Annotated in this window: 27 protein-coding genes; 8 read left to right on the top strand and 19 right to left on the bottom strand. The window is 64.9% G+C overall.

The genetic code is table 11. The features are described from left to right. Positions 1–47: 47 nt before the first annotated feature. The 3 genes from AC0Z35_RS25505 to AC0Z35_RS25515 form a co-directional block, all read right to left on the bottom strand. On the bottom strand, positions 48–1,265 hold the full coding sequence (locus AC0Z35_RS25505; protein ID WP_413815379.1) for a lactonase family protein: 1,218 nt from the start codon (positions 1,263–1,265) through the stop codon (positions 48–50). A gap of 28 nt (positions 1,266–1,293) precedes the next feature. Beyond that, a complete protein-coding gene (locus AC0Z35_RS25510; protein ID WP_319302445.1) occupies positions 1,294–2,814 on the bottom strand; it encodes an FAD-binding oxidoreductase in 1,521 nt (506 codons plus the stop codon). A 143-nt stretch (positions 2,815–2,957) separates the two neighbouring features. Further along, positions 2,958–3,932, bottom strand: coding sequence for a GlxA family transcriptional regulator (locus AC0Z35_RS25515; RefSeq protein ID WP_219990525.1), 975 nt, complete (start codon positions 3,930–3,932; stop codon positions 2,958–2,960). Between the two features lie 168 nt (positions 3,933–4,100). Between AC0Z35_RS25515 and AC0Z35_RS25520 the strand changes: the two genes are divergently transcribed. Continuing rightward, entirely contained in the window at positions 4,101–4,457 is a 357-nt protein-coding gene (locus tag AC0Z35_RS25520; protein ID WP_046805380.1) for a DUF1428 domain-containing protein, read from the top strand. A 103-nt stretch (positions 4,458–4,560) separates the two neighbouring features. Next, positions 4,561–5,052, top strand: coding sequence for a VOC family protein (locus tag AC0Z35_RS25525; RefSeq protein ID WP_046805381.1), 492 nt, complete (start codon positions 4,561–4,563; stop codon positions 5,050–5,052). Between the two features lie 43 nt (positions 5,053–5,095). On the opposite strand, the gene AC0Z35_RS25530 is transcribed toward AC0Z35_RS25525, so the two are convergent. After that, on the bottom strand, positions 5,096–5,608 hold the full coding sequence (locus AC0Z35_RS25530) for a DUF1993 domain-containing protein (RefSeq protein ID WP_485133245.1): 513 nt from the start codon (positions 5,606–5,608) through the stop codon (positions 5,096–5,098). 243 nt (positions 5,609–5,851) lie between these two features. Beyond that, on the bottom strand, positions 5,852–6,961 hold the full coding sequence (locus AC0Z35_RS25535) for an extracellular catalytic domain type 1 short-chain-length polyhydroxyalkanoate depolymerase (protein ID WP_485133244.1): 1,110 nt from the start codon (positions 6,959–6,961) through the stop codon (positions 5,852–5,854). 417 nt (positions 6,962–7,378) lie between these two features. On the opposite strand from AC0Z35_RS25535, the gene trhA reads away from it, so the two are divergent. Then, positions 7,379–8,023, top strand: a complete 645-nt coding sequence (gene trhA, locus AC0Z35_RS25540; protein ID WP_120156324.1) for a PAQR family membrane homeostasis protein TrhA — start codon at positions 7,379–7,381, stop codon at positions 8,021–8,023. Positions 8,024–8,041: 18 nt separating this feature from the next. On the opposite strand, the gene AC0Z35_RS25545 is transcribed toward trhA, so the two are convergent. After that, on the bottom strand, positions 8,042–8,809 hold the full coding sequence (locus AC0Z35_RS25545) for an AraC family transcriptional regulator (RefSeq protein ID WP_485133243.1): 768 nt from the start codon (positions 8,807–8,809) through the stop codon (positions 8,042–8,044). Positions 8,810–9,008: 199 nt separating this feature from the next. Here AC0Z35_RS25545 and AC0Z35_RS25550 point away from each other — a divergent pair, with 199 nt between their 5' ends. The 3 genes from AC0Z35_RS25550 (at position 9,009) to AC0Z35_RS25560 (ending at position 11,355) form a co-directional block, all read left to right on the top strand. Continuing rightward, positions 9,009–9,824: a sulfite exporter TauE/SafE family protein gene (locus AC0Z35_RS25550; RefSeq protein WP_485133242.1), complete on the top strand. Its 816-nt coding sequence runs from the start codon at positions 9,009–9,011 to the stop codon at positions 9,822–9,824. Positions 9,825–10,066: 242 nt separating this feature from the next. Continuing rightward, positions 10,067–10,459: a DUF4168 domain-containing protein gene (locus tag AC0Z35_RS25555; RefSeq protein ID WP_046805387.1), complete on the top strand. Its 393-nt coding sequence runs from the start codon at positions 10,067–10,069 to the stop codon at positions 10,457–10,459. A gap of 197 nt (positions 10,460–10,656) precedes the next feature. Then, positions 10,657–11,355, top strand: coding sequence for a glutathione S-transferase family protein (locus AC0Z35_RS25560; protein ID WP_485133241.1), 699 nt, complete (start codon positions 10,657–10,659; stop codon positions 11,353–11,355). Positions 11,356–11,400: 45 nt separating this feature from the next. Here AC0Z35_RS25560 and AC0Z35_RS25565 read toward each other — a convergent pair whose 3' ends face one another. The 6 genes from AC0Z35_RS25565 to AC0Z35_RS25590 form a co-directional block, all read right to left on the bottom strand. Beyond that, positions 11,401–12,162 (bottom strand): ABC transporter permease, encoded by a 762-nt coding sequence (locus tag AC0Z35_RS25565; protein WP_046805389.1) that lies wholly within the window; start codon positions 12,160–12,162, stop codon positions 11,401–11,403. Beyond that, on the bottom strand, positions 12,159–13,082 hold the full coding sequence (locus tag AC0Z35_RS25570; protein ID WP_046805390.1) for an ABC transporter ATP-binding protein: 924 nt from the start codon (positions 13,080–13,082) through the stop codon (positions 12,159–12,161). The genes AC0Z35_RS25565 and AC0Z35_RS25570 overlap by 4 nt, the downstream gene beginning before the upstream one ends. A 161-nt stretch (positions 13,083–13,243) precedes the next feature. Next, positions 13,244–14,176 (bottom strand): dihydrodipicolinate synthase family protein, encoded by a 933-nt coding sequence (locus AC0Z35_RS25575; RefSeq protein WP_485133240.1) that lies wholly within the window; start codon positions 14,174–14,176, stop codon positions 13,244–13,246. A 6-nt stretch (positions 14,177–14,182) separates the two neighbouring features. Then, positions 14,183–15,355, bottom strand: coding sequence for an L-rhamnonate dehydratase (locus tag AC0Z35_RS25580; protein ID WP_485133239.1), 1,173 nt, complete (start codon positions 15,353–15,355; stop codon positions 14,183–14,185). Positions 15,356–15,368: 13 nt separating this feature from the next. Continuing rightward, on the bottom strand, positions 15,369–16,418 hold the full coding sequence (locus AC0Z35_RS25585) for a 4-hydroxythreonine-4-phosphate dehydrogenase PdxA (protein WP_046805393.1): 1,050 nt from the start codon (positions 16,416–16,418) through the stop codon (positions 15,369–15,371). Positions 16,419–16,449: 31 nt separating this feature from the next. After that, positions 16,450–17,433 (bottom strand): Bug family tripartite tricarboxylate transporter substrate binding protein, encoded by a 984-nt coding sequence (locus tag AC0Z35_RS25590; protein WP_104144323.1) that lies wholly within the window; start codon positions 17,431–17,433, stop codon positions 16,450–16,452. Positions 17,434–17,553: 120 nt separating this feature from the next. On the opposite strand from AC0Z35_RS25590, the gene AC0Z35_RS25595 reads away from it, so the two are divergent. Together AC0Z35_RS25595 and AC0Z35_RS25600 are read left to right on the top strand one after the other, a co-directional pair. Beyond that, positions 17,554–18,483 carry a LysR family transcriptional regulator gene (locus AC0Z35_RS25595; protein ID WP_485133238.1) on the top strand — a complete coding sequence of 310 codons (930 nt, stop codon included), beginning with the start codon at positions 17,554–17,556 and terminating at the stop codon, positions 18,481–18,483. Between the two features lie 86 nt (positions 18,484–18,569). Next, on the top strand, positions 18,570–18,917 hold the full coding sequence (locus AC0Z35_RS25600; protein WP_485133237.1) for a zinc ribbon domain-containing protein YjdM: 348 nt from the start codon (positions 18,570–18,572) through the stop codon (positions 18,915–18,917). Positions 18,918–18,970: 53 nt separating this feature from the next. Here the strand turns inward: AC0Z35_RS25600 and AC0Z35_RS25605 are convergent, their stop codons facing one another. The 7 genes from AC0Z35_RS25605 to ccoN all read right to left on the bottom strand — a co-directional run bounded on the left by AC0Z35_RS25605 (position 18,971) and on the right by ccoN (position 24,486). Then, the gene (locus tag AC0Z35_RS25605; RefSeq protein ID WP_104144321.1) at positions 18,971–19,207 is read right to left on the bottom strand and encodes a hypothetical protein; all 237 of its coding nucleotides are present in this window, start codon (positions 19,205–19,207) and stop codon (positions 18,971–18,973) included. Positions 19,208–19,222: 15 nt separating this feature from the next. Further along, positions 19,223–19,459 carry a FixH family protein gene (locus AC0Z35_RS25610; protein WP_046805397.1) on the bottom strand — a complete coding sequence of 79 codons (237 nt, stop codon included), beginning with the start codon at positions 19,457–19,459 and terminating at the stop codon, positions 19,223–19,225. A gap of 29 nt (positions 19,460–19,488) precedes the next feature. Further along, positions 19,489–20,979 carry a cytochrome c oxidase accessory protein CcoG gene (ccoG, locus tag AC0Z35_RS25615; RefSeq protein WP_046805398.1) on the bottom strand — a complete coding sequence of 497 codons (1,491 nt, stop codon included), beginning with the start codon at positions 20,977–20,979 and terminating at the stop codon, positions 19,489–19,491. 76 nt (positions 20,980–21,055) lie between these two features. After that, complete coding sequence (gene ccoP, locus AC0Z35_RS25620) at positions 21,056–22,057, bottom strand: cytochrome-c oxidase, cbb3-type subunit III (RefSeq protein ID WP_314359741.1); 1,002 nt, start codon at positions 22,055–22,057, stop codon at positions 21,056–21,058. After that, positions 22,054–22,230, bottom strand: coding sequence for a cbb3-type cytochrome oxidase subunit 3 (locus tag AC0Z35_RS25625; RefSeq protein ID WP_104144319.1), 177 nt, complete (start codon positions 22,228–22,230; stop codon positions 22,054–22,056). The genes ccoP and AC0Z35_RS25625 overlap by 4 nt, the downstream gene beginning before the upstream one ends. A 2-nt stretch (positions 22,231–22,232) precedes the next feature. Then, positions 22,233–22,979 carry a cytochrome-c oxidase, cbb3-type subunit II gene (gene ccoO, locus AC0Z35_RS25630; protein ID WP_046805455.1) on the bottom strand — a complete coding sequence of 249 codons (747 nt, stop codon included), beginning with the start codon at positions 22,977–22,979 and terminating at the stop codon, positions 22,233–22,235. Positions 22,980–22,989: 10 nt separating this feature from the next. Then, on the bottom strand, positions 22,990–24,486 hold the full coding sequence (ccoN, locus tag AC0Z35_RS25635) for a cytochrome-c oxidase, cbb3-type subunit I (RefSeq protein ID WP_046805401.1): 1,497 nt from the start codon (positions 24,484–24,486) through the stop codon (positions 22,990–22,992). Positions 24,487–24,662: the final 176 nt, after the last annotated feature.

Consider the following 24,662-nt stretch of genomic DNA (forward strand, 5'->3'; position numbering starts at 1 on the left):
GAGTGGCCTGTTGCGCCGGCTATCAAGATCGCCCGCGGTTGCCCCGCCTATGCAAACACCAGGCATACCGGTGTTGGCGTCTGCGCTGCCACGTCCATGTCGCTTAGCTGCCCTGTTGCCACATCGATGCGCAGGCGCAGGATGGAGTCGCCCTTTTGGTTCAACGCGTACAGGCTGCCGCCGTCTGGCGCCAGGGTGAGTGCGCGGGGAAAGCGCAGCCCCTCGGTCCAGGTTTGTACGCGGCGTAATGCGCCATCCTTGGCGATGGCGAAGACGGCGATGCTGTCGGCTTGCGGGTGGTCGTTGTCGACGCGCCGGGTGGAGGCGTACAGGAAGCGGCCGGACGGGTGGACAAGCAACGCCGCCGCGTTGCCCGCGCCGGTGAATCCGGGCGGTGTGGCGGGGACCAGGTGGCGCTGCGCCAGCACCCGGCCGGCGTGGGCGTCGTAGCCGAAGCACGCGATTGAGGCGTCAAGTTCGTTCAACGCGTATAACAGCGCGCCATCGGGGTGCAGCGCAAGATGGCGTGGCCCGCTGCCCGCGGGCAGCGTCGTGCGCTCGGACAGCGACAGCTTGCCATCCTTGAACGTGAACAGATTGATGCGATCGCTGCCCAGATCGGTGGCCAGGACGCGCTGGCCGGTGGAGTCGAACAGCACCATGTGCGGATGCGCGGATTGCTGTTCGGGGCGCGGCCCCGAGCCGGTTTCCTTGACGATGCCCGACACTTCACCCAACGCGCCGTCGGCCTGGACGGGCAACACGTTATACGTGCCACCCCCGTATTGCGCCGTGACCAGGTAGCGGCCGTCTGGCGATACGGCAAGAAACGCCGGCGCGGTGCTGGATAGCGACAGGGGCTGCCGGTTCAGGAAGCGCAGGCTGCCGTCAGCCGGGTCGATCGCATAGGATTCGGCGGTGCCTCGGGCCAGGCCTTCCCATTGATCGATCTCGTTGATGGCGTAGAGAAAGCGCTGCGTGGGGTGCACGGCCAGGTAGGACGGGTTGTCGCTTTCTATCACCTGGATCAGATGCCAGCCGCCCTGCGGACGCAGGGCATAGGCGTGTATGCCGCGCGATGGCGGCCCGCCGGCCGTGCCCCCGGGCGCATCGCGGGTATAGGTGCCCACATAGGCGTAGCGGGGGTCGGCGCGCGCGGTCGCGGCGCCCATGGCCGACAGCCAGGGGCCTGCCGCGCCGGCCGCGGACAAGCTCCCGGCGAACTGGATGAAGGATCGGCGGGGTGCGCTGGATAGGGAATTCATGGCGAAGTCCGGCAAGGCGGGCGGCGCGTCATGACGGGCGCACCGACATCGCATGGTGAAAAACGTTGTTGGGATCGTAGCGGCGCTTGACCTCTTGCAGGAAAGGATAAAGCCCGCCGTCGCCGTAGTACAACCGTGGCCAGAAGGGGTACGCCAGCATGTCGCTGTCGGGGTAGTTGATGTAGCACCCTTCGTAGCGGTCGCCGGGAAACGGGGTGCCGGCGTGGTCGGGCCGGGATGCCGGGTCGGCATACACGTCGCGATAGAAATCCGCCATCCAGCGTACGTGCAGGGCGTCGTGGTCGGCGTGCGTCCAGTACGTTTGGTATTGCAGCTTCATGATCGACGCCCGCTGGTGCACGGCGGTGTCGCGCAGGCGATCCGGCTGGTTGACGGCGCCCCCGTACGAATCCACCTGCAACAGCGATTGGCGCAGGTCGGCGCCGGGGACATCGCGCGTCAGGTGGGCATGGATACGCGCGGCTTCGTGCGCCGTGAAATTGCGCTTCATGTAGGCGGATTTGTATTTGCCGCGCTGATTCGGCCCCGAGCCGTTAAGCGTTTGCGTGGCCACCAGCCAGTCATGGCGAATGACCGTATGCGGTTCGCTGCAAAGCAGGTCGCCGCCCGCGCGCGGACGTGGCAAGCCGGGCGTGGTGGCGCGCGCGGCCACCGGTGCGCAAGGGCGAAAGCGATCCAGGAAATCTTGCAGCACGGTCAGGTCCTGGCAGGTGCCGTCGGGGTTGCAGAACTGCACGATCATGACAATCTGCCCGGCGGAGCGATGCGTCAGTTTCAGCAGCGAGAACATGCCCCAGGTATCGGCGTCGCGGCCGCGCGTGTTCCAGTAGCTGCCGTAGATATCCAGCAACTGCGCAAAGCGCCCGGGCGTCATGCCCGCCCAGTCGAATGCGACGGTGGCGATGGCCACTTCGCGCGGGGCGCGCGGCAAGGCGGCAAAGCCATAGCTGGTGATCACGCCGAAATTGCCGCCACCACCGCCCCGGCATGCGCGGAACAGGTCGGCGTCTTGGGTGGCGCTGGCGGTGCGTGGCACGACATTGCCGTGGGCGTCCACGGTCAGGATGTCGACCGCGCTTAACCAGTCGCAAGCCAGCCCTTGCAGGCGCGACAGCAGCCCATACCCGCCGCCGCTGATATGGCCGCCCGCGCCAACCGAGTAGCACGACCCGCCGGGTAGCGACACGCCGTGACGCTTGTAGAGGTCTTGATCGCCATTCCAGTTTTGCGAACCGGCCGCCACACGCAGCAGGCCATCCGAGGACGGCACGCGGTCCAGCAGGCTAAGGTCCAGGATGACGCCGCCGGGATTGTTGGAGACAAAGTCTTCGTAGCAATGGCCGCCGCTGCGTATCGTGGGGCGCTTGCCCTCGGCAACGATACGGCCCAGCGCTGCCGCCGCCTGGGCCGGGGTTTCGCATAGTTCGATGCGCGTGGCCGCATGGCTGGGCCGCGCGGGCCAGCGTAGGTTGAAGCCCTTTTTCAAGGTCTTGTAGCGGGGATCGCCTGGCGTCACGCTGATGCTCATCTTGACTCGCCCTCCTGGCCTGGGGTCAGGCCGCGACGTGTCAAGGATAGGCCGGTGGCGCGCCAATAGCTGTAGTAGAAATCTTATTTTCGGGGGAGTTCGGCCAGCACTTTTGCCAGTGCCATAGCGAATTCTTCGACGTCCTATTGATAGCGGTCCCGATACCCGACGGGCGACATCCCGCAGTGCTTGCTGAAGATGTCGCGAAACGCCTTCGTGTCGTTGTAGCCCACTTCATACATGACTTCGGCCACGCTTTTGCGCGACGTTTCCAGCCGCTTCTTGGCGGCCTCCACGCGCACGCGTTGCAGGTACTGCACGATGCTGTTGCCCGTCGCCTGGCGAAAGCGCCGTTCCAGCGTGCGCCGCCCCATCGCGTGGCGCTCGGCCAGGGATTCAACGGTGATCTTTTCGGTGTAGCAACGTTCGATGTAGCTCTGCACCGCGCGCACGACCTCGTCGGCATGCGCCTTCTGGCCCATGAACACGGCGAACGGCAGCTGGCTCTGGCGGCTCCAGTCCAGCTGGAAGTACTTGGCGCACCAGATGGCGGTATCGCGGTCGGTGTATTTTTCGATCAGGTGCAGCACCAGATGCGCGGCGGAAAACGCGCCGCCGCTGGTATAGACACCGTTTTCGGCCATCACCACGCGGTCGCTGATCCAGTGGACGTTGGGAAACAGGCTGGCGTACAGATTTTGCGCCACCCAATGCACCACCGCCTGCTGCCCGTCCAACACGCCGCCCGCCGCCAGCAAGGCGGCTCCCATGCACAGGCTGGCCACTTCGCCACCGGCGCGATGGTGGCTTGCCAGCCAATCGATCAGCTCGCGGTTGGACAGCACCACATCGGGCACCGCGCCCAGCAGGGGCGGCGCGATGCAGATATCGATACGCGGCGCGTCGGCCAGCACCTGGTCCGCCAGCACCTTGATACGCCCGTCGTCCAGGCTGACCTCGCGCGTCAACGCCAGCGTGCACACGTGGAATTGCGGTTCGCGGCCTTGCGCGACCAGGTAGGCGTTGGCCACCTGGAAGCCGTGGCGCGCCGTTTCCAGGGACGCAATGTTGGTGCCCGTCGGCAGCAGGAAAGCGACGTTTTTCATGTCGGTAAGCATACGCCCGAGCGCTGTCGCAATCCACCCGCAAGAATGTCGCAATCCCCTATCTGAAAGCGCCGGCGATCCCGATAAAGTGGCGTCTACCGGCCGCTCGTGCCGGGTGGACGCGGCGTGACCAGCGGGCATGCCGAATCCCACACAACAACAGCAACCGAGGAGTGTGCGATGCAGGAATACATAGATGGTTTTTTGCTGCCGGTGCCCAAGGCGAACGTGCCGGCCTACCAGCAGATGGCGGACCAGGCCAAGGCGGTCTGGCTGGAGCACGGCGCGCTGGATTACCGCGAAGGCGTGGCCGATGACCTGGCCAGCGAAACCTTCCGGTCGTTCAGGGAAGCGGCCAGCGCCAAGGACGATGAAACCGTGGTGTTTGCCTGGATCGTGTACGCCAGCAAGGCCGAACGCGACCGGATCAACGCGCTGGTGATGGCCGACCCCCGTCTGGCCAACACGTGCTGCGAAGGCGTGTTCGATTTCAAACGCATGTGCTGGGGCGGATTCAGCACGCTGGTAGCAAAATAAAAACCGTGGGGCGTGTCGATGTCGGCGCTGCCCGTTCGTCGTATAGGCAGGGACACGCCTACCGCCTGTCCCGCCAACCCAACACCGATTTTGGAGACGCATCATGGCTACGCCCGCAACCACGCCCATTCCCGCCGGCATGCACACGCTGACCGCGCACATCGTTTGCGAGGGCGCGTCCGACGCCATCGCCTTCTACAAAAAAGCCTTCGGCGCGGAAGAACTGGCGCGCATGCCCGGGCCGGAAGGCAAGGTCATGCACGCCGCCATCCGTATCGGCGATTCGGTGCTGATGCTGATGGACGATTTTCCTCAGTGGGGCAGCCTGGGCCCGAAGGCGCTGAAGGGCTCACCGGTAACGTTGCATCTGTACGTCAAGGACGTGGACGCCTCGTTCAAACAGGCGGTGGATGCCGGCGCCACCGTGGCGATGCCGGTGGCCGACATGTTCTGGGGCGACCGCTACGGCCAGGTGATCGATCCGTTCGGCCACCGCTGGTCGATCGCCACGCACCAGTTCGATTACACGCCCGAGGAAATCCAGCAGAACATGGCCAAGATGGGCGAGATGTCAGGCTGCGGCAACGCCGACTGACCCGCCTGACGGCCCCGCCCTTCCTGGCTACGTCAACATCCGCTTACTGCGAATACGGACCCAGGAAGTCCAGCTTGCCGATCTTCACGCCGGCGTGGCGCAGAATGTCGTAAGCGGTCGCCACGTGGAAGTAGAAGTTGGGCAGCGCGAAGGTCAGCAGGTAGGTATCGCCGCGAAATTCCGGTTTGAAGTCGCCAAAGTTGACGACGATCTGCCGGTCTTCGGCGCCTTCCACCTGTTCGGCCGTCACGCTTTGCAGGTAGGCGATGGTGTTGGCGATGCGCTGCTGCAACTCTTCCAGGGTCTTTTCTTCGTCGGCAAACTTGGGCGCCTGCCCTTGCGACAGGCGCTGCGCCGCGAATTTGGCGGCGTCGCTGGCGCGTTGGATCTGACCGGACAGCGGGTACATGTCGGGCGCCAGGCGGGCGTTGACGAGTTCAGCGGGGTCGATGCCGGCGGCCTGGGCATGCGCGGCCGCTTTTTCAAGCAGCGTGGCCAGCACGGTCATGCCGCGGATGAAGACAGGCACGGAAGCCTGGTAAACAGAAAGAGTCATGGCAGAAGTTCCAGTTGGGTCCTGGCCGGCGGCTGCGTCAATGCAGCGCCAACCGGGGATGCGGCGATGTTACCGCCGCGACGAGCCATCGCCATGACGCGCCGGGTCGACATATCCATTCCCAATCGGCGAACAATCGGTAGCCGGGTCCACGTCCTGGGTCGGGTCCACGTCCTGGGTCGGGTCCGGATCTGGGTAGGGAGCTGGCCTGGGTCCGAGTCCGCGTCCGCGCTCACTGCCTGCTCAGGCCCCGGCCCCCGGTTCGCCCGCACCCACGCGCCGCAGTCCCTGAAAAAACCGCCACACCAACGCCGACGCATCCGGGCCGTTGCGGGCGTGGTACTTCACCGACGGATCGCCGCCGCTCCAGGCGTGTTCCAGCCGCGTGATCTCGCACAGGCGCAGCACCGTTTTGCGTCCCCGCGTAAGGTCCACGCGGCGATAGGCCTTCTCGGACCCCAAACCCAGCACACGCTCGATGGGCATGTCCTCGGGGCGCGGGTGGTTCAAGGCGCGAAACTGCTCGAACAATTGCTTGGCGTTGCGCGGGGCCACCGCCGGGTCCAGCTGGCCGTGCAGGATCAGCGCGGGCATGCCCAGGTCGAACGCAGCGGGGTCCGCCACGTCACGCACCAGCGACGGCAACGGCTTGAGCGAGCCGCGCCGCATGGTGCTGATGCCGGCGGCGGCACTATGGGCGTCGCCCACCACCGGACCGGAATGCATGGCCACGGCGGCAATCAACGACGGGTGCCGCAACGCCACCAGCGCCGCCATGCCGGCGCCCGCGGACAGGCCGGCCACATACACGCGTTCGGGATCCAGCCCATGCCGCGCCACTTCTGATTCGATCAACGCCGCAATCAGGTCTGCCTCGGCGCCGCCATGTGCGTCATCGGGTTGGAACCAGCGCCAGCAGCGCTGCACCTGACGCGTCATGGATTGCTGCGGGTACAGCACCATGAAGCCGCCGGCGTCCGCCCATTGGTTCATGCGCGTACCGCGCGCGAAAGCCAGCGCGGTCTGCCGGCAACCGTGCAGCATCACCACAACCGGCATGCCTGCCGGCGTGGCCCCGGCCGGGGTGTAACGCGCAAACGTCAGCTGCCGCCCCTTGCCGTCGGAAAATTGACGCGTGCCTTCCCAGCGCCCGTTGCCCAGCGATGGGGTCGCGGGCTGACGGGTCGCGGCGGCGGAAGACGCGGTCTTGGTAGCGGTCTTGGTAGCACTCTTGCGTGGGGTGGTGGCGCGCTTTCTGGCGGGCTTGGGCGATGCCATGCGCAGCGCCGTGCGCTGTAGCTTGCTGATCTTCTTTGCGGCTTTGAAAAACAGATTGGAAAAACTGCGCGCCATTGGTAGGCCTCGGCCAGTAAACCTGCTTGAACCTTCCCGGCGTAGCCGGGGCCACCTGTCGCCATGGCGCACAGGCCACCAGCGCGACGGCGATGGTCAGATCGGTAAGGATATCCGTTGCGTCTTGCGCGACTGCGCGAGCGCGGGTGCGAGCCCAGAAAAAAGAACGTGGTCGCCTCTGTGGGCGGTAGAACTCAATCAAACGGTGTCGGTAAAACAGCCGCAGGAAATGTATCACAGGGTAACCAGCGTTCCCACCCTTTTGTCCCGAGCGTGGCAGCGCCTATTGCTGAAAATCAAAGCGATGCGGCTTTGCGACCGACTGGACGCCGCCGTGGCGTTGAGCCCGGCACGCAAAGCGCTTAAGGTGATGACCTTGCAACCCCCATCACGTATCACGCATTCACCAGACGCACCATGTTTCCCAACGACAGACCCCAGACCCTGGGCGAAGAAATCGCCAACACCATCAGCCACGGGATCGGCGCGGTAGGCGCTTTGGCCGCCGCGCCCATTTTGATCGTGGCCGCCGTGCGCCAGGGCGACGCGGCCTTCATCGCGGGGGCCGCGGTGTTCGCGGCGTCGATGTGCCTGTTGTACCTGGCGTCCACCATCTATCACGCGCTGCCGCTGTGCCGCGCCAAGCAGATTTTCAACGTCCTGGACCATTCGGCCATCTACCTGCTGATCGCCGGTACGTACACGCCGTTTGCGCTGGGCGCGCTGCGCGGGCCGTGGGGCTGGACGCTGTTCGGCCTGGTCTGGGCCATGGCCTTGCTGGGCGTGGGCCTGAAAGCCAGCAAACGCTTGAACCGGCCGGCGCTGTCCACCGGGCTGTACCTGGCGATGGGCTGGCTGGTGGTCATTGCCATCAAGCCGCTGATCGAAAGCGTGCCCACGGGCGGGCTGGGCTGGTTGGTGGCGGGCGGTCTGGCGTATACCGGCGGCGTCGTGTTCTTCGTGTTCGACAACCGTTGGCGCTACGGCCACTTCATCTGGCATCTATTCGTGCTGGCGGGCACCGTGTGCCACTTCTTCGCCGTGCTCTGGTACGCGGCGTGACGGGCAGGCCACAGGCCGCTACCCGCCGCGCAAGTAGTCCGTGGGCGACTGGCCCAGCACGCGTCGGAACATCGTTGAGAACGCCGCAGGGCTTTGGTAGCCGAAGTCCAGTGCAATGGTGGTGACGGCCCCGCCCGCGGCCAGCCTTGCCAGCGCCAGCACCACGCAGGCGCGTTGGCGCCATTCGGAAAACGTCATGCCCGTTTGGCGGCGGAAATAGCGGCTGAAGGTGCGCGGGCTCATGTGCAGGCGGGCGGCCCATGCGTCGGGCGGCGTGCGCGCGTCCGGCGCGGCGATAAAGGCGCGGCACAGCGGCGCCAGCTTCTTGTCGCGAGGCAGCGGAATGTGCAGCGGCAACACCGGCGCACGGTCGATTTCATGCAGCAGCAAGGCCGCCAATGCGCCGTCGCGCCCGTCTGACGCATACGCAGCGGGCATGTCCACCGCTTCCAGCAACAGCTGCCGCAGCAGCGCAGACACCTCGATCACCTCGCAGGCCTGGCGCCCTGCCCGCGCGGCATCTGGCTCGATATACGCGCTACGCGTGCTGACCTCCAGCATGCGCACCTGATGCGTCACCCCTGCCGGAATCCACACCGCGCGCTGGGGCGGCACCACCCAGTTGCCATCGCGTGTGGACACCTGCATCACGCCGGTCGCGCCGTACAGCAGTTGCGCGCGCCGGTGCGAATGCGCGGGCAGCACATGGCCGGTCGGATAGTCATTGCCGATGGCAACCACGGCGCGGTCCAGCTGATCGTAGCGGTCGATGTGCGTATTGCGCATGGCGGGAGCGGGGGGGTGGAAGTGCGGGGCTGAAGTGCGGGGCTGGAGCGCGGGGCTCAACGCGGGGCTGGAGCGCGGGTCGGGAAATGTGCACCCCGGCGCGCGGCTTGGCCGAAACGCAAACATTATTGTCCAAAGCACGAAAGCCGGCCACCCCCGCCTTTCGTATCGTGACGACTTCCCCTCCTGGACCCGTCCGATGCTCTACCTGATATTGGCTTTCTTTGGCTGCGCCAGCGGCGTCACCACCGTGCTGTTCGGCTTTGGCGGCGGCTTTGTCGTGGTGCCGGTGTTGTATGGCGTGTTGACCGCCGCGCATGGCGCGGACGACGCCGTCGGGGCGTCGGCCATGCACATTGCCGTGGCCACCTCAACCTGCGTCATGGTCGTCAACGCCATCGCCGCCACGCGCCGCCAGCAACGCGCGGGCAACCTTGTGCGGGCCTATATCTGGCCTCTGGCGGGGTACATCGCGGTGGGCGCATTGGTGGGCGCGTTGGCCGCCACGCACGCTAGCGGCACGCTGGTGCGCTGGGCCTTCGTGGCCTACCTGGCGGTGACGATTCTGGACTGCCTGCTGCGCCAGGGGTTCCTGGCGCAAGCCGACGGGGCCGACGCGGTGCCGTTGAGCCCAGGCGTGGTGGTGGGCGGCGGCGTGGTGATCGGCATCGTGGCCACGTTCCTGGGCGTGGGCGGCAGCGTGATGACGGTGCCCTTGCTGCGTCGGCGCGGCCTGCCGATGGCCAAGGCGGCGGCCATGGCCAACCCCTTGACGATACCCGTCGCCATCGTCGGCACCGTGGCCTACATGGCAGCGGCGCGCGATCTGCCCGCGCCGCTTGCGCCCTGGATCATCGGCTATGTCGACCTGCTGGCCTTCGCCGTGCTGGCGCTGGGCGCGCTGCTGGGCATCCGTCTGGCGGCGCCGCTGATTCCGCGCCTGCCAGACCGCCTGCATGCGCGCGTCTACATCGCGTTGCTGGCGTCGGTGATGCTGGCCATGCTGCTGATGTAACGGCACCGCGCGCCGCGACGCCAGCACCGCCTTCGGCTGAAAACCGGCACACCTGCGGAAACATCGCGGCCAGCAGCGACTACGAAACCACGCAAAACGTTTCCGAACCGCCCCCCGGCCCCCCTCCTGACAGGCTGCCCGCCATCGTGTCCCGCCGACACAGGAAAACACATCGCGAAACTTGTCCCATGGCGGTTGTGGTCGTCATCATGATCGGACATTTACCGGAACACGGAGGTTTCATGCAGCGTTCCAAATACGCATTCCTATCCGCCGCCATCCTGTCGACGGCGCTGTCCGGTGCAGCGGCCATGGCGCAAAACGCCAGCCAGCCGCCGGCGCAACCGCAGATGGCCCCCGCCATCACGCAACCCACCGACCAGCAATTGCAGCGCTTCGCATCGGCATCGCAAAAGGTCTCGGGCGTGGTTGACGAATACCGCCCGAAGGTCGACGCCGCCAAGACCGATGACGCCAAGCAGAAGGTCGTGCAAGAAGCCGACGCCAAGATGGTGCAGCTGGTGCGCGCCGACGGTCTGACGGTTGAAGAATTCAACGGGATCGGCCAAGCCGTGCAACAGAATCCGCAGCTCAAGCAGCGGGTGATGAGCATGAGCAAAGGCGCGCCCAAGTAGGACAACCAAAGCAGGGCAAGGCTGGACCGGGGATTGTCCGGCCTGCGCCACGCGTCCCTGGGCGCGTGGCGCTTTTTTTTGGCGCTCTTTATTGGCGCGCTTCTTTGGCGCTTTTCCTTGACGTTTCCCGCACGGGCGCAAAGCAGTATCCTGGCAGCCGGTTTGCATTCGACCCACTCGGCAAGGAGCACGGCATCTTGACCCCGGACATCACCCTGTATGACCTGGCTGGCGCGGACGAGTCGCTGCGCTTCAGCCCGCACTGCTGGAAAACGCACCTGGCGCTGGCGCACAAAGGCCTGTCGGCCAAGACCGTGCCCTGGCGTTTCACGGAAAAGGAAGCCATCGATTTTTCCGGCCAGAAGCTGGTGCCCGTGCTGGTGCACGGCGAACACGTGGTCAGCGATTCGTGGCGCATTGCCTGCTATCTGGAAGACACGTTCCCCGAGCGGCCCTCGCTATTTAACGGCGCGGGCGGGCGCGCGGTCAGCCTGTTTGCGAACGCCTGGGCCGACACCACCTTGGTGCCCGTGCTGGCGCGCTTGCTGTTGCCGGCCATCCACGGGCTGATCCACGAGAAAGACAAGGACTATTTCCGCGCCTCGCGCGAAAAGCGCTTTGGCCGTCTGGAAGACCTGCCGGCGGGTTACGACGAGCAGATCGGTGCGCTGCGCGCTGCGCTGTTGCCCTTGAGTCACACCTTGGCCCGGCAAGCTTTTCTGTCGGGCGAGCAGCACGGGTATGCGGACTACGCGGTCTTTGGCATGTTCATGTGGGCGCGCTGCACCAGCACGCTGGAACTGCTGGAGGCCGACGACCCGGTGTATGCCTGGCGCGAGCAGTTGCTGGACGCCTTCGACGGCCTGGCGCGCCGCGCGCCGGCCGTTGCTGGCTGATCGAGCTGATGGGGCGGGACGGTTGGGACCGTCCCGACCGTTTGATTAGGTCTTCAGGCGATAACCCGTCTTGAAGATCCAGCGCACGCCGATCAGACAGGCCAGCAGGAACACCAGCGTCATGCCCACGCTGACGCCGACGCTGACATCCGACACGCCGTAGAACGCCCAGCGAAAGCCGCTGACCAGGTAGACCACGGGGTTGAACAGCGTGGCGGTCTGCCAGAACGGCGGCAGCATCTTGATGGAATAGAAGGTGCCGCCCAGGAACGTCAACGGCGTGACGATCATCAGCGGAATGATTTGCAGCTTCTCGAACCCATCGGCCCACACGCCGATGATGAAGCCGAACAGGCTGAACGTCACCGCCGTCAACACCAGAAAGCCCAGCATCCAGATGGGGTGCGCGATGTCGAACGACACGAACAGGCGCGCCGTGGCCAGCATGATCAGCCCCAGGATGATGGACTTGCTGGCGGCCGCCCCCACATACCCCATGACGATTTCCACGTAAGAGATGGGCGCCGAATGGATTTCGTAGATGGTGCCGGAAAAGCGCGGCATATAGATGCCAAAGGACGCGTTGGCGATGCTTTGCGTCAACAGCGACAGCATGATCATGCCCGGCACGATGAAGGCGCCGTAGCTGACCCCGTCGATCTCGACCATGTGCGAACCGATGGCCGACCCGAACACCACGAAATACAGCGACGTGGAGATCACGGGCGACAGCACGCTTTGCATCAGCGTGCGCCAGGCACGGGCCATTTCAAACAGGTAGATAGCGCGAATGGCGTAGAAGTTCATGATTGACCGTGTACCAGGCTGACAAAGATATCCTCAAGCGAGCTTTCCGACGAATTCAGGTCGGTGAATTCAATCTGAAGCCGGCTCAGGTCCTGCAGCAATTGCGAAATCTGCCCGCCGCCCTGGTTGTCGTAGGTGTAGACCAGTTGATAGCCATCGGCGGACAGGTCCAGCTGATAGGCGTCCAGCGCCGTCGGGATGCCGGGCAGCGGCGCCGTCAACGTCAGCGTCAGTTGGCGCTTGCCCAGCTTGGCCATCAGCGCGTTCTTTTCTTCCACCAGGATAATCTCGCCCTTGCGGATCACGCCGATGCGGTCGGCCATTTCCTGGGCTTCTTCGATGTAGTGCGTGGTCAGGATGATGGTGACGCCGCTTTCACGCAGCCGCCGCACCATTTCCCACATGCCCCGGCGCAGCTCGACGTCCACGCCCGCCGTGGGCTCGTCCAGGAACAGGATGGCCGGCTCGTGCGACAAGGCCTTGGCGATCATCACGCGGCGCTTCATGCCGCCGGACAAGGCCATGATGCGGCTGTCCTTCTTGTCCCACAGCGACAGGTCGCGCAACACCTTTTCGATATAGGCCGGGTTGGCCGGCTTGCCGAACAGGCCACGGCTGAAGGTAACCGTGTTCCAGACGCTTTCAAACGCGTCGGTGGAAATTTCCTGGGGCACCAGCCCGATCTTGGAACGCGCGGCGCGAAAGTCCGACACGATGTCATGGCCATCGGCCAGCACCCGTCCGTCGGACGGGTTGACGATGCCACAGATGATGCTGATCAGCGTCGTCTTGCCCGCGCCGTTCGGCCCGAGCAAGGCGAAGATCTCGCCGCGCTGGATTTCCAGGTTGACGCCCTTGAGCGCCTGGAATCCCGAGGCGTATCGCTTGGATAAACCTTGAACTGATATAACCGGCTGCACACGAGCCCCCAACGTGATCGATAGCCGGGAATTTTACTCGTTACCCTGGCGCCGCTTGGTCGACGTGGTGGAACGCTGTGTTTGGGCCCCGGCGGCGAGGCCGGGCCGGGGCCGCGCGGTGCGCGCACGGGCGACGCAGCCGCCCTTCGAAGACAAGTCCGTTACCGCCCCCAGCGCAACACCAGCGGCTCCAGCCGCCGCGCCGTTTCCAGCAGGCCCTGGCGCACGTCGTCGCGCATCGGCGGGAATGGATGCCGGGGCGCGTCGCACTCGATCACGCCGCCCGCCTTCATCAGCGCCTTGGCCGTCAGGATGCCGCCCTGGCGGTTTTCGTAGTTGATCAGCGGCAGCCAGCGTTCGTACCGCCGGTAGGCCTCGTCGCGCCGGCCGTCGCGGTGCGCCTCGATGATGGGGCGGATGCCGTCGGCAAAGCCGCCGCCCGTCATCGACCCGGTGGCGCCCGCGTCCAGGTCCGGCAGCAACGTGATGGCTTCTTCGCCATCCCAGGGGCCTTCCACCGCCGCGCCGCCCAGCGCAATCAGGTCGCGCAGCTTCGAGGCCGCGCCCGCCGTTTCGATCTTGAAGTACGACACCTGTTCGATTTCGCGCGCCATCCTGGCCAGCAGCGCGGCGGACAGCGGCGTGCCCGCCACCGGGGCATCCTGGATCATGATGGGTATGTCCACCGCGTCCGACACCTGCTGGAAAAACCCTTCGATTTGCGCCTCGGGCACCCGGATCGTCGCGCCGTGATACGGCGGCATGATCATCAACATGGCCGCGCCCTGCTCTTGCGCGCGGCGGCTGCGCGCCGCGCACACGCGCGTGCCGAAGTGCGTGGTCGTCACAATCACCGGCACGCGGCCGGCCACGTGTTCCAGGATGGTTCGCGTCAGCACTTCGCGTTCATCGTCCGACAACACGAACTGCTCCGAGAAATTGGCCAGGATGCACAGGCCGTCCACGCCGGAATCGATCATGAAATCCACCGCGCGCTTCTGGCTGGGCAGGTCCAGCTCGCCTGATTCCGTGAACGTGGTGGGCACTACCGGGAAGATGCCGCGATAGCGCGGCGCCTGGGATATGGCAGTCATGGCGGCCTACTCGATGATGTTGAAATCGTTGAGGTATTCGGTTTTCAAGGTCAGCCCCAGTCCCGGCTTGTTGTCGTCCAGGTCGATGAAGCCTTCCTTGGCGACGGGCTCGCCGTCGAAGATGTAGTAGAACAGTTCGTTGCCCACTTCCACGTCGAACATCGGAAAGTACTCGCTCATGGGCGAGGCCAGCGTGCTCATCGTCAGGTGATAGTTGTGCATCTGGCCGGCGTGCGGAATGACCGGCACGCTATACGCTTCGCACAGCGCGTTGATCTTGTGCGCCGCCGTGATACCGCCCACGCGGTTGGTGTCGTACTGCACCACCGACACCGCCTTCCGGTCCAGCAATTGCTTGAATCCGTACAGCGAAAATTCGTGTTCGCCGCCCGAGATCGGAATCGAGGTCAGCTGGTTCAGTTCGGCGTAGCCGTCGATATCGTCGGCAATGACGGGCTCTTCCAGCCAGCGCGGCTCAAATTTTTCAAGCTTGGGCAGGATGCGCTTGGCGTATTCCAGCGTCCAGCCCATATAGCATTCCAGCATCAGGTCGGTGTCGTAGCCGATGACTTCACGAATGGCTTGGACCGACTTCAGGTTTTCAACCACGCCCTTTTGCAAGTGCGCCGGGCCGTAGCCAAAGCGCATCTTGAACGCGGTAAAGCCCTGGTCCAGATAAGTCTGCGCTTCGTCTTGCATGGCTTTCAGGTCGGTGCGGTACAGCTTTGAGTAATAGACCGGAATCTTCTCCTTGGTACGCCCGCCCAGCAGCTTGAACACGGGCTTGCCCACCGACTTGCCCAAGACGTCCCAGATGGCCAGGTCCACGCCCGAAATCGCCGCCATGGTTACGCCCTTGCGGCCCCACGCATGCGTGGCGCGGTACATGCGCTGCCACAGGAATTCATAGTCCCAGGGGTCCTGGCCCACCACCAGCGGCGCCAGGTACTGGTCGATGATGGCTTTGGCCACGCGCGGCGCCAGCGCCACGTTGCCCAGCCCGACGATGCCGTCGTCCGTTTCAACTTCCACCACCGTCCAGCCATGAAAGCGGAAGGTGCTCATGGTTTCCTCGCGCGAGGGCACCAGGTCCATCGCGTTGGAGCAGAAGTTGCCTTGCGGCGGCACGGTCTTGCCGGTCCATTCGAAAACGCGGGCGCGGACGGATTTGATTTTCATGGTGTGATCCTGTTCAAACAAGGGAAGCTCGGTGCGACGCACCCGTGGACGCACCCATACGGCACGCAATCAGAAACGCCTGCCAGGTGGCGTCCACGTTGGCGCGGCCCTGGCCGGCGATGTCATACGCCGTGCCGTGCGCCGGCGTGGTGATAGGGATGGGCAGGCCACCCTGCACGGTGACCCCGCGCGAAAAGCCCAGCAGCTTGATCGCGATCTGCCCCTGGTCGTGGTACATCGTGACAATTGCCTGGAACTGGCCCGCCTGCGCCTTCAGGAAAATCGTGTCGGCGGGAAACGGTCCGGCGATGGGCAAGCCTTCCTGGTTCAGCTGCCGCACGGCGGGTTCGATGATGTCGACTTCTTCGCGCCCGCACGTGCCGCCGTCGCCGCCGTGGGGGTTGAACGCCGCGACCGCCACACGCGGCTGGGCGATGCCGTTGGCCTGCAACGACCGGTAGATCAGGCGCGTTGCGGCCTTGATGCGGTCCACGCTTAACGCGGCGGCGGCGTCCTTCAAGGGAATGTGCGACGACACGCGCGACGTCCACAAGTCGCCCAACGTATTGAATTCACAGAAGGTGCCCGTCACGCCCAGGTACTGCGCAAAGTGGTGCAGCTCATCGTCGTGCTTCAAGCCGCCCTGCTTCATGGCGAACTTGTTCAAGGGCGCAAAGCAGATGGCGTCGATATGCCCGTCGCGCGCCGCGTCCATGCAGGCGTTCAGTACGCGCAATACCGACGCGCCGCCCGCCGCACCGGCCTGCCCCACGGTCACCTGGTCGGGGCGCAAGGTGTCCATGGCCAGCCACGCGGGCCGGCTTGTGTCGGCGCGGGCCCGCACTGCCGCCATGCTGGTCACCGCTTCGGTGGGCACGTCCACGCCGGCCACGCGCTGGCCTTCGCGCCACAGCCAGGCATCGCCCACCAGCACGATATTGGCGCGTTCGCAGGCCTCGGCTTGCGCCAGCAAGCGCGCGATCAGTTCGGCGCCGATGCCGGCCGGGTCGCCCAGCGTCAAGGCCACCACGGGCTTTTGCGGCATATCCGGTTTTTGCTGCATAGCTATCTTTTGCTGCGCGTGCATACAAGCCTCACTCCACGGAAATGTGGTTCTTTTTGATGATGCCGGCGTAGCGCTGGTTTTCGGCGTTATGGAACTGCGCGAACTGCGCCTGGCTCATCGGGGTGATGTCCGCGCCAATGGCCAACAGCCGCGCCTGCGTTTCGGGCATGGCCAGAATGCGGTTCACGTCGTCGTGAATGCGTGTCTGGATGGCTGCCGGCGTGGCGGTGGGCATGTAGATGCCGTACCAGGCGCTCATTTCGACGCCGGGCACGCCGGCTTCCGCCATCGTCGGCACGTCGGGCAGCTGCGGGTTGCGCCGCGCGCTCAGCACCGCCAGCGCGCGCACCTTGCCGCTCTTGATGTGCGGGATGACCGACGACGCGGTTTCGAAAGCGATCTGCACCTGCCCGCCCATCAGGTCCACCATGGCCGGGCCGCTGCCGCGATACGGAATGTGCGTCATCTGCACGCCGGTGGCGTCCTTGAAGAGTTCGGCCGCGATGTGTTGCGTGCTGCCCGAACCACTGCTGGCAAAGTTCAATTCACCCGGACGACGCTTCAGCAGCGCAATCAACGCCTGCACCGAGTCGGCCGGCACCTGGTTGTTGACCACCAGGATGTTCGGCACCGCGCCCACGAACACCACCGGCGTCAGGTCGCGGTCGTTGTCGTAGGCCAGCTTCAGCAGATGCGGGGCGATAGCGTGGGCGGTGGACACGCCCATCACCATCGTGTGGTTGTCGGCGGACTTGGAGGCCAGGTCGGCGGCCAGCGTGTTGGATGCGCCCGGCTTGTTTTCCACGACCACGGTCTGGCCCAGCATCGGCCCCAGCCGGTCGGCCACGGCGCGCGCCATGGCGTCGGTGCCACCACCGGGTGCGGACCCCACCAGCAGGCGCAGCGGCTTGGTCGGCCAGTCGGCGCGAGGCGTCTGGGCGAACGCGGATGCCGACAGGCACAGGGTGCCCGCGGCCAATGCGGCCGTCGCCGCCAATATGCGGATCTTCATGGTTGTCTCCTTGATGTTTCTTCGCCGCATGGGCTAGTTGTTGTGCAGTCATCTTAGAAACAACGCCTGTTTCCGTAAAATGAAACTTTTGCACCAACCGTTCACCACAGGCGATCAATCATGGAACGCAACTTGAATGTGCCCGCCCTGCTGTCGCGGCTGCGCATGCGGCAAATCGTGCTGCTGCTGGCTATCGACGAACGCGGCACGCTGCGCGCGGCGGCGGCGCAGCTGAACATGACGCAGTCGGCCGCCAGCAAAATGCTGCACGAACTGGAATTGGCGTTGGGGCAGCCCCTGTTTGAACGGGTGGGTCGCGGGCTGGCGCTGACGCCCGCCGGCGTATGCGTGATGGGCTACTTTCGCGGCATGCGCGGCACCATGTCGTCGCTGGCGCGCGAGCTGGATGAATTGCGGCTGGGCAGCGCGGGCAAACTCTTCATCGGCAGCATCATGGCGGCCTCGCCCGGCCACCTGACCGACGCCTTGCTGCGCCTGAAGCAGACCTATCCGCTGCTGGCCGTGGAAATTGCCACGGGCACCAGCGACCTGCTGATCGCGCAGCTGAACGAAGGCAAGCTGGATGTGGTGATCGGCCGCATGCTGACCCTGTCGGACCGCAACTACGTGTTCCGGCCCATCGGCGACGAGGCGCTGTCGGTGATCGCAGCGGTGGACCATCCGCTGGCCGGGCAAAAGCGCCTGGCGTTCGACGCCATGTTGGCGTATCCCTGGATCTTGCAGCCGCATGGCAGCCCGATGCGCGATGTGATCGAACAGGAATTCCGGTCGCACAACGTGGCGACGCCGCCGGGGCTGATCGAGTCCGCGTCCATTTTGACCACCACCAACCTGGCGATGAAGTCGCACATGCTGGGGGTGATTCCCGAGTCGGTGGCCAGCCGGTATGCGGCGCACGGGCTGCTGACCATCCTGCCCTACCAGATACGCCAGTCGCTGACCGAGTTCGGCAGCATCGTCCCGCGCGACCGCCCATTAAGCGCGGCGGGCCAGCATTTTGTGGACCTGCTGCACGATATTCAACGATGATGCGCGCGCGTTAGGCGAATTTTGCGTATCGGGGGAAGTACAATCGCCGATTGCGCCCCGCGCGCGTTTTATCCGAGGTTTTCCCCGTGAGTGTCCTGCCCGCCTGTCCGAAATGCCAATCCGAATACACCTACGAAGACGGCGGCAACTACGTCTGCCCGGAGTGCGCGCATGAATGGTCCATCGCGGCCGGCGATGACACCGCAGCCACCGAGGACGCCCGCGTCTACCGCGATTCGGCCGGTAACGTGCTGCACGACGGCGACACCATCACCGTCATCAAGGACTTGAAGCTCAAGGGCTCGGGCGGCGTGGTCAAGATGGGCACGAAGGTCAAGGGCATCCGCCTGGTCGACAGCGACCACGACATCGATTGCAAGATCGACGGCTTTGGCCAGATGAGCCTGAAGTCGGAATTCGTGAAGAAGGTCTAGCGTCCGGTTGCGCCTGTCGCACTGCCCCGCGCGCGGCGCGGGGCAGCGTTCTATCAGAGGTCTTCGTCTTCAACCGCCTTGGGCATCAGGTAGGCGGTCAGCAGGCTGGACAGCCCCGCCATCACCCACAGCACGAAGAACGACACCGTGTAAAAGCCCACGCGCCCGGTGGGCACGTGCCCGAAGATGGCCACATCCAGCGGGTCGATCAGCGCGAAGATCAACGCGCTGCCCATCGCCGCCGCCAAGAACGACGGCCACAAAATCCACATCAATGAACGCAGGCCCATCTGTGCTCTCCCTGGTTAAGGGTTGGCTTGCGCGGCGCGTGCGCCCTCGCTTGCCCGGGGTGCGACCTGTTCGATCACCAGGCCGCGCTTGACCACGCCGTCCTGGATCGGCTCGTGGGTGAAGTTGCTGTAGGCGAAGTAGATCGTGATGAAGCATCCGATCATGGCCGCGAAGGGGCCGGCCATCAGGATCCACGGCCAGGGCTCGCGGTACCAGGGCTTGGGCGTGGGCAGGGATGAGGCGGTTGTCATGGAAAGTCCTTGAAGCGGGCGAAGCGGGCTTAATCGGGTACGTAGAAACTGGCGGCTTCGTCGGTCTGGATGGACCGGTTTTCGCCGTCGTGGCCGCGCGCGCGCAGCGTGATGGGATGGGCGCCCGGCTCCACGCCGGCAGGCGCGCGGATCACCATGGGCACCAGCTTGTTGGCGGCCGGCTCAACCTCAACCATGTCGGACCCTTGGCGCCCGGCCATCACTTGCAGGCCCGGCATGCCGTCCGCCGACAGGCGCAACCGCATGGCGGTGTCCGACGTGTTGATGATTTGCAGGCGGTAGACGTTTTCGATCTGCCCGCCGGCCACTTCGCGGCCCAAGGCGCCCCGGTCACGGATGACGTCGACCCGCAAGGGGTTGCGCATGGCCAGCGACGCCACAAAGGCCACGGCCAGTATCAGGATCAGCGTGCCGTAGATCAGCACGCGCGGGCGCAGCAGATGCGAGCGCGCGCTTTTGGCGCTCAGGCCATCCTGCATGGCGCGGTCGGACGTGTAGCGGATCAGGCCGGGTTCGTACTGCATCTTGTCCATGACCTGCTCGCAGGCGTCGATACAGGCGCCGCAGCCGATGCACATGTATTGCAGGCCGTCGCGGATGTCGATGCCGGTGGGGCACACTTGCACGCACAGGCTGCAATCGACACAGTCGCCCAGGCCGGCCGCCTTGTGATCCACTTTGCGCGAGCGCCCGCCGCGCGGGTCGCCCCGGCGCTTGTCATACGTAACCACAAAGGTGTCCGGGTCCACCATGACGCTTTGGAAGCGGGCATAGGGGCACATGTACTTGCACACGGATTCGCGCATGAAGCCGGCGTTGCCCCAGGTGGCAAAGCCATAGAACAACATCCAGAACCATTGCCAGGGGCCGAGTTGCAGCGTGAACAGTTCATGGCCCAGTTCGCGGATCGGCGCGAAATAGCCGATGAAGGTCGACCCCGTCCACCAGGCCAGTGCAATCCACAGCACATGCTTGGTGATCTTTACGCGCGCCTTGTGCAGGCTCCAGGGCGCTTCGTCAAGGCGGATGCGGGCGATGCGGTCGCCTTCGACCTTGCGCTCGATCCACATGAAAATTTCGGTGTAGACGGTTTGCGGACAGGCGTAGCCGCAGAACAGTCGGCCGGCGACGGCGGTGAACAGGAACAGCGCCAGCGCCGAGATGACCAGCAGCACGGCCAGGTACACCACGTCTTGCGGCCACAGCACCAGGCCGAACAGATAGAACTTGCGCGCGCCCAGGTCGAACAGCACAGCTTGGCGGCCGTTCCATTGCAGCCAGGGCAAGCCGTAGAAGATCAGCTGCGTGATGAAGACAAACGCGATGCGCCAGCGGGCAAAGTTGCCGCTGACGGATCGCGGATAGATCTTGCTGCGCACGCCGGCCAGCGTCTGCTCCAGGGTTTCGGCCCCGGGACGAGGCGGACGTGTGTGCGGGCGCCAGGGCGGCGGGTCGCCGCCAGGCTGCGTGCCGACGCTTGCGGTTGACCCTTCATCCATATGCTGCTCCGTACTGTAAGTCCATTGATGTGAAGGGCCGCCGGGGCGTCCCTTCACCTATGCGCCGCCGGCCGCGTTACTTGACCGCCGTGGTGCCGCCGACCGCCGCGGTACCGACCGCCGCGGTATCGACCGCCGCGGTGCCGACCGCCGCCTGCCCGCCCGCTTCCGGCTTGTTCGACAAGCCCCATACCCACGCCGTCAACACCTTGATCTGCTCGGGATTCAGGATGTGTTCGTGCGCCGGCATGCGGTTGTCGCGACCGTCCAGGATGGTCTTGACGATGGAGGCTTCCGACGAGCCATACAGCCACACGTCGTCCGTCAGGTTGGGCGCGCCCACCAGCTGGTTGCCCTTGCCGTCCACACCGTGACAGGCGACGCAGAAGTTGCCGAATTCGCGCTTGCCGCGAAACACGCGCACCGGGTCCGCCGTCAGCCCCGACAAGGACCGCACGTACTGCGCGATGTCGCCGGCCGTCTTGGCATCGATTGCGGCCTTCCACGGCGGCATCACGCCATGGCGCCCTTCCTTGATGGTCTTCATGATGGTTTCGGGCGAACCGCCGTGCAGCCAGTCACCATCGGTCAGGTTGGGAAAGCTGGGGCCGCCCTTGGCGTCCGAGCCATGGCACTGCGCGCAGTTGTTCAGGAACAGGCGCTGGCCGATTTCACGGGCGCCCGTGTCCTGCGCGATCTGCGGCACGGTCATCGTTTCAAAACGCGCGTAGATGGGGCGCACGGCCTCGGCCATCTTGGCCTGCTGCCGCGCCACTTCCTCGGTGCTGCTGTAGCCCAGCTGGCCCTTGTACGAACCCAGGCCCGGCATGAAGAACAGATAGCCCAGCGCGAACAGGCACGCCAGCAGGTACATCCACGTCCACCACGTGGGAACAGGATTGTTCAGTTCGGTCAGGTCGCCGTCCCAGACGTGGCCGGTGTCTTCCACCTGCCCGGCGGCCGGCTTGGCGCCCAGCCAGCGGCGCTGCGTATACAGCAGCCACACGCACCAGACCACGCCGCCCACGGCAACGACCGAAATGAAAATGCCCCAGAAGCCATTGACGAAATCGCTCATGACCGATTCGCTCCATCTTGTTGTGCCTGTCCGAATTCATCGGGCAGTGCGAACGGCAACATGGCCGATTCGCGATTGGCGCTCTGGCGCCCGCGCGAGCAGGCCCACCAGACGATGCCGAAAAAGGTCGCCATGGAAATGGCGGTAATGAATGCGCTCAGGATGCCCAGCATGATCAGCCTCCCGAAGCCGCCGGCGCGGCGGCTTGTGCAGCGGGTTGTGCAGCGGGTTGTGCAGTCGATTGCGCGGCGGCCTTCTTCGCCGCTTCGGCCGCCCGGGCCTCTTCGGCCTGCTTGGCGCGGCGCACGCCCACGCCCAGGCTTTGCAGGTAATCGACCAGCGCGTCTTCTTCCGTCTTGCCCTCGATGGCCTTGGGCGCGCCGGCGATCTGCTCGTCCGTGTAAGGCACGCCCAGCTTGCGCAGGGCAAGCATGCGTTCGGACACGTTCTGACCGGTGATCACCGTCTTTTGCAACCACGGATACGCGGGCATGTTCGATTCGGGCACCACCTTGCGCGGGTCGCGCAAGTGGATGCGGTGCCAGTCGTCGGAATAGCGTTCGCCCACGCGCGCCAGGTCGGGCCCGGTGCGCTTGGAACCCCACAGGAACGGATGATCGAAGACCGATTCGGCGGCCGTCGAATACGAACCGTAGCGCTGCACCTCGGCGGCCAGCACGCGCACCTGTTGCGAGTGGCAGCCCACGCAGCCTTCACGGATGTACACGTCGCGGCCCATCAGCCGCAGCGGACTGTAGGGCTCGACGCCCGCCACCGGCTGCGTCGTGCTGTGCTGAAAGAACAGCGGAATGATCTGCACCAGGCCCGCGAAGGACACCACCAGGATGCTGGCGATGATCATCCAGCCGATGTTCTTCTCAAGCGTCTGGTGAGAAAAGAAGCCAGTTTTTTTGTTGGCCATGATGTCCTCGTCAAACAGTGGCGGGCACGGCGGGCGCGGCGGGTGCGGCGACCGACGGGCGAGCGGCATGGGGATCGTCAAGCGGAATGGCGGGGTTGACCGGCTGCGCGCCGCGCACCGTCTTCCACACGTTCCAGGCCATCACGAACACGCCCGACAGGAACAAGGTGCCACCCAGCAAGCGGATCAGGTAGTACGGAACCCGGGTCTTCAGTTCTTCGACAAAGCTGTAGACCAGCGTGCCGTCGGAGGCCGTGTCGCGCCACATCAGGCCCTGCTGCACCCCGGCAATCCACATCGCGGCGATGTACAGCACCACGCCGATGGTGGCGATCCAGAAGTGCAGTTCAATGGCCTTCACGCTGTACATCTTTTCGCGGCCATACAGGCGCGGGATCAGGTAGTAGAGCGAGCCGAAGGAAATCATCGCGACCCAGCCCAGCGCGCCGGAGTGCACGTGGCCGATGGTCCAGTCCGTGTAGTGCGACAGCGCGTTGACGGTGCGGATCGACATCATCGACCCTTCGAACGTGGACATGCCGTAGAACGACAGCGCGGTGACCATGAACTTCAGGATCGGGTCGGTGCGCAGCTTGTACCAGGCGCCTTGCAGCGTCATGATGCCGTTGATCATCCCGCCCCAGGACGGCGCCAGCAGGATCAGCGAAAACGTCATGCCCAACGATTGCGTCCAGTCAGGCAGCGACGTGTACAGCAAGTGGTGCGGACCCGCCCACATGTACGTGAAGGCCAGCGCCCAGAAGTGGACGATGGACAGGCGGTAGGAATAGATGGGGCGGCCGGCCTGCTTGGGCACGAAGTAATACATCATGCCCAGGAAGCTGGTGGTCAGGAAAAAGCCCACCGCGTTATGGCCGTACCACCACTGCACCATGGCGTCCTGCACGCCGGCGTACGCCGAGTACGACTTCCACATCGACACCGGCATTTCGATGTTATTGAAGATGTGCAGGATGGCGATGGTCAGGATGTACGAGCCGAAGAACCAGTTGGCCACGTAGATGTGCTTGGACCGGCGCTTGATGATGGTGCCGAAGAACACGATGGCGTAGGCGACCCAGACCAAGGTGATCAGGATGTCGATGGGCCATTCCAGTTCGGCGTATTCCTTGCTGCTGGTAAAGCCCATGGGCAAGGTGATCGCGGCGGCGACGATGACGATCTGCCAGCCCCAGAACGTGAAGGCGGCCAGCTTGTCGCAGAACAAGCGCGCCTGACAGGTGCGCTGGACAACGTAGTACGACGTCGTGAACAGAGCGCTGCCGCCAAAGGCGAAGATCACCGCGTTGGTGTGCAGCGGGCGCAGGCGGCCGTAGCTGAGCCATGCGGTGTCGAAATTCAACTGCGGCCAAATCAGCTGCGCGGCGATAAATACGCCCACAGCCATGCCGACTATGCCCCACACCACCGTCATGAGCGCGAACTGCCTCACGATCTTGTAGTTGAAGGTATCGGCCTTGCTTGCGATTGCGGGGCAATCGTTCATCACCCTTCCCCTAAAGTAACAAATAGCTCCAGGCTTGAATGATGGGACTAGGCACACAAGTCGACGTTGATATGGATCAAGCGCACAACGGCCAGACAGGGAACGCGGCAATGCCGCAACGGACTCACGCGCGCGCGGCCTCGATGGCAACGCGCGCGCGGGCGCCCAGGCGCCGG

The organism is Achromobacter sp. 1L-A-4-B-C2 (genome assembly GCF_057291955.1).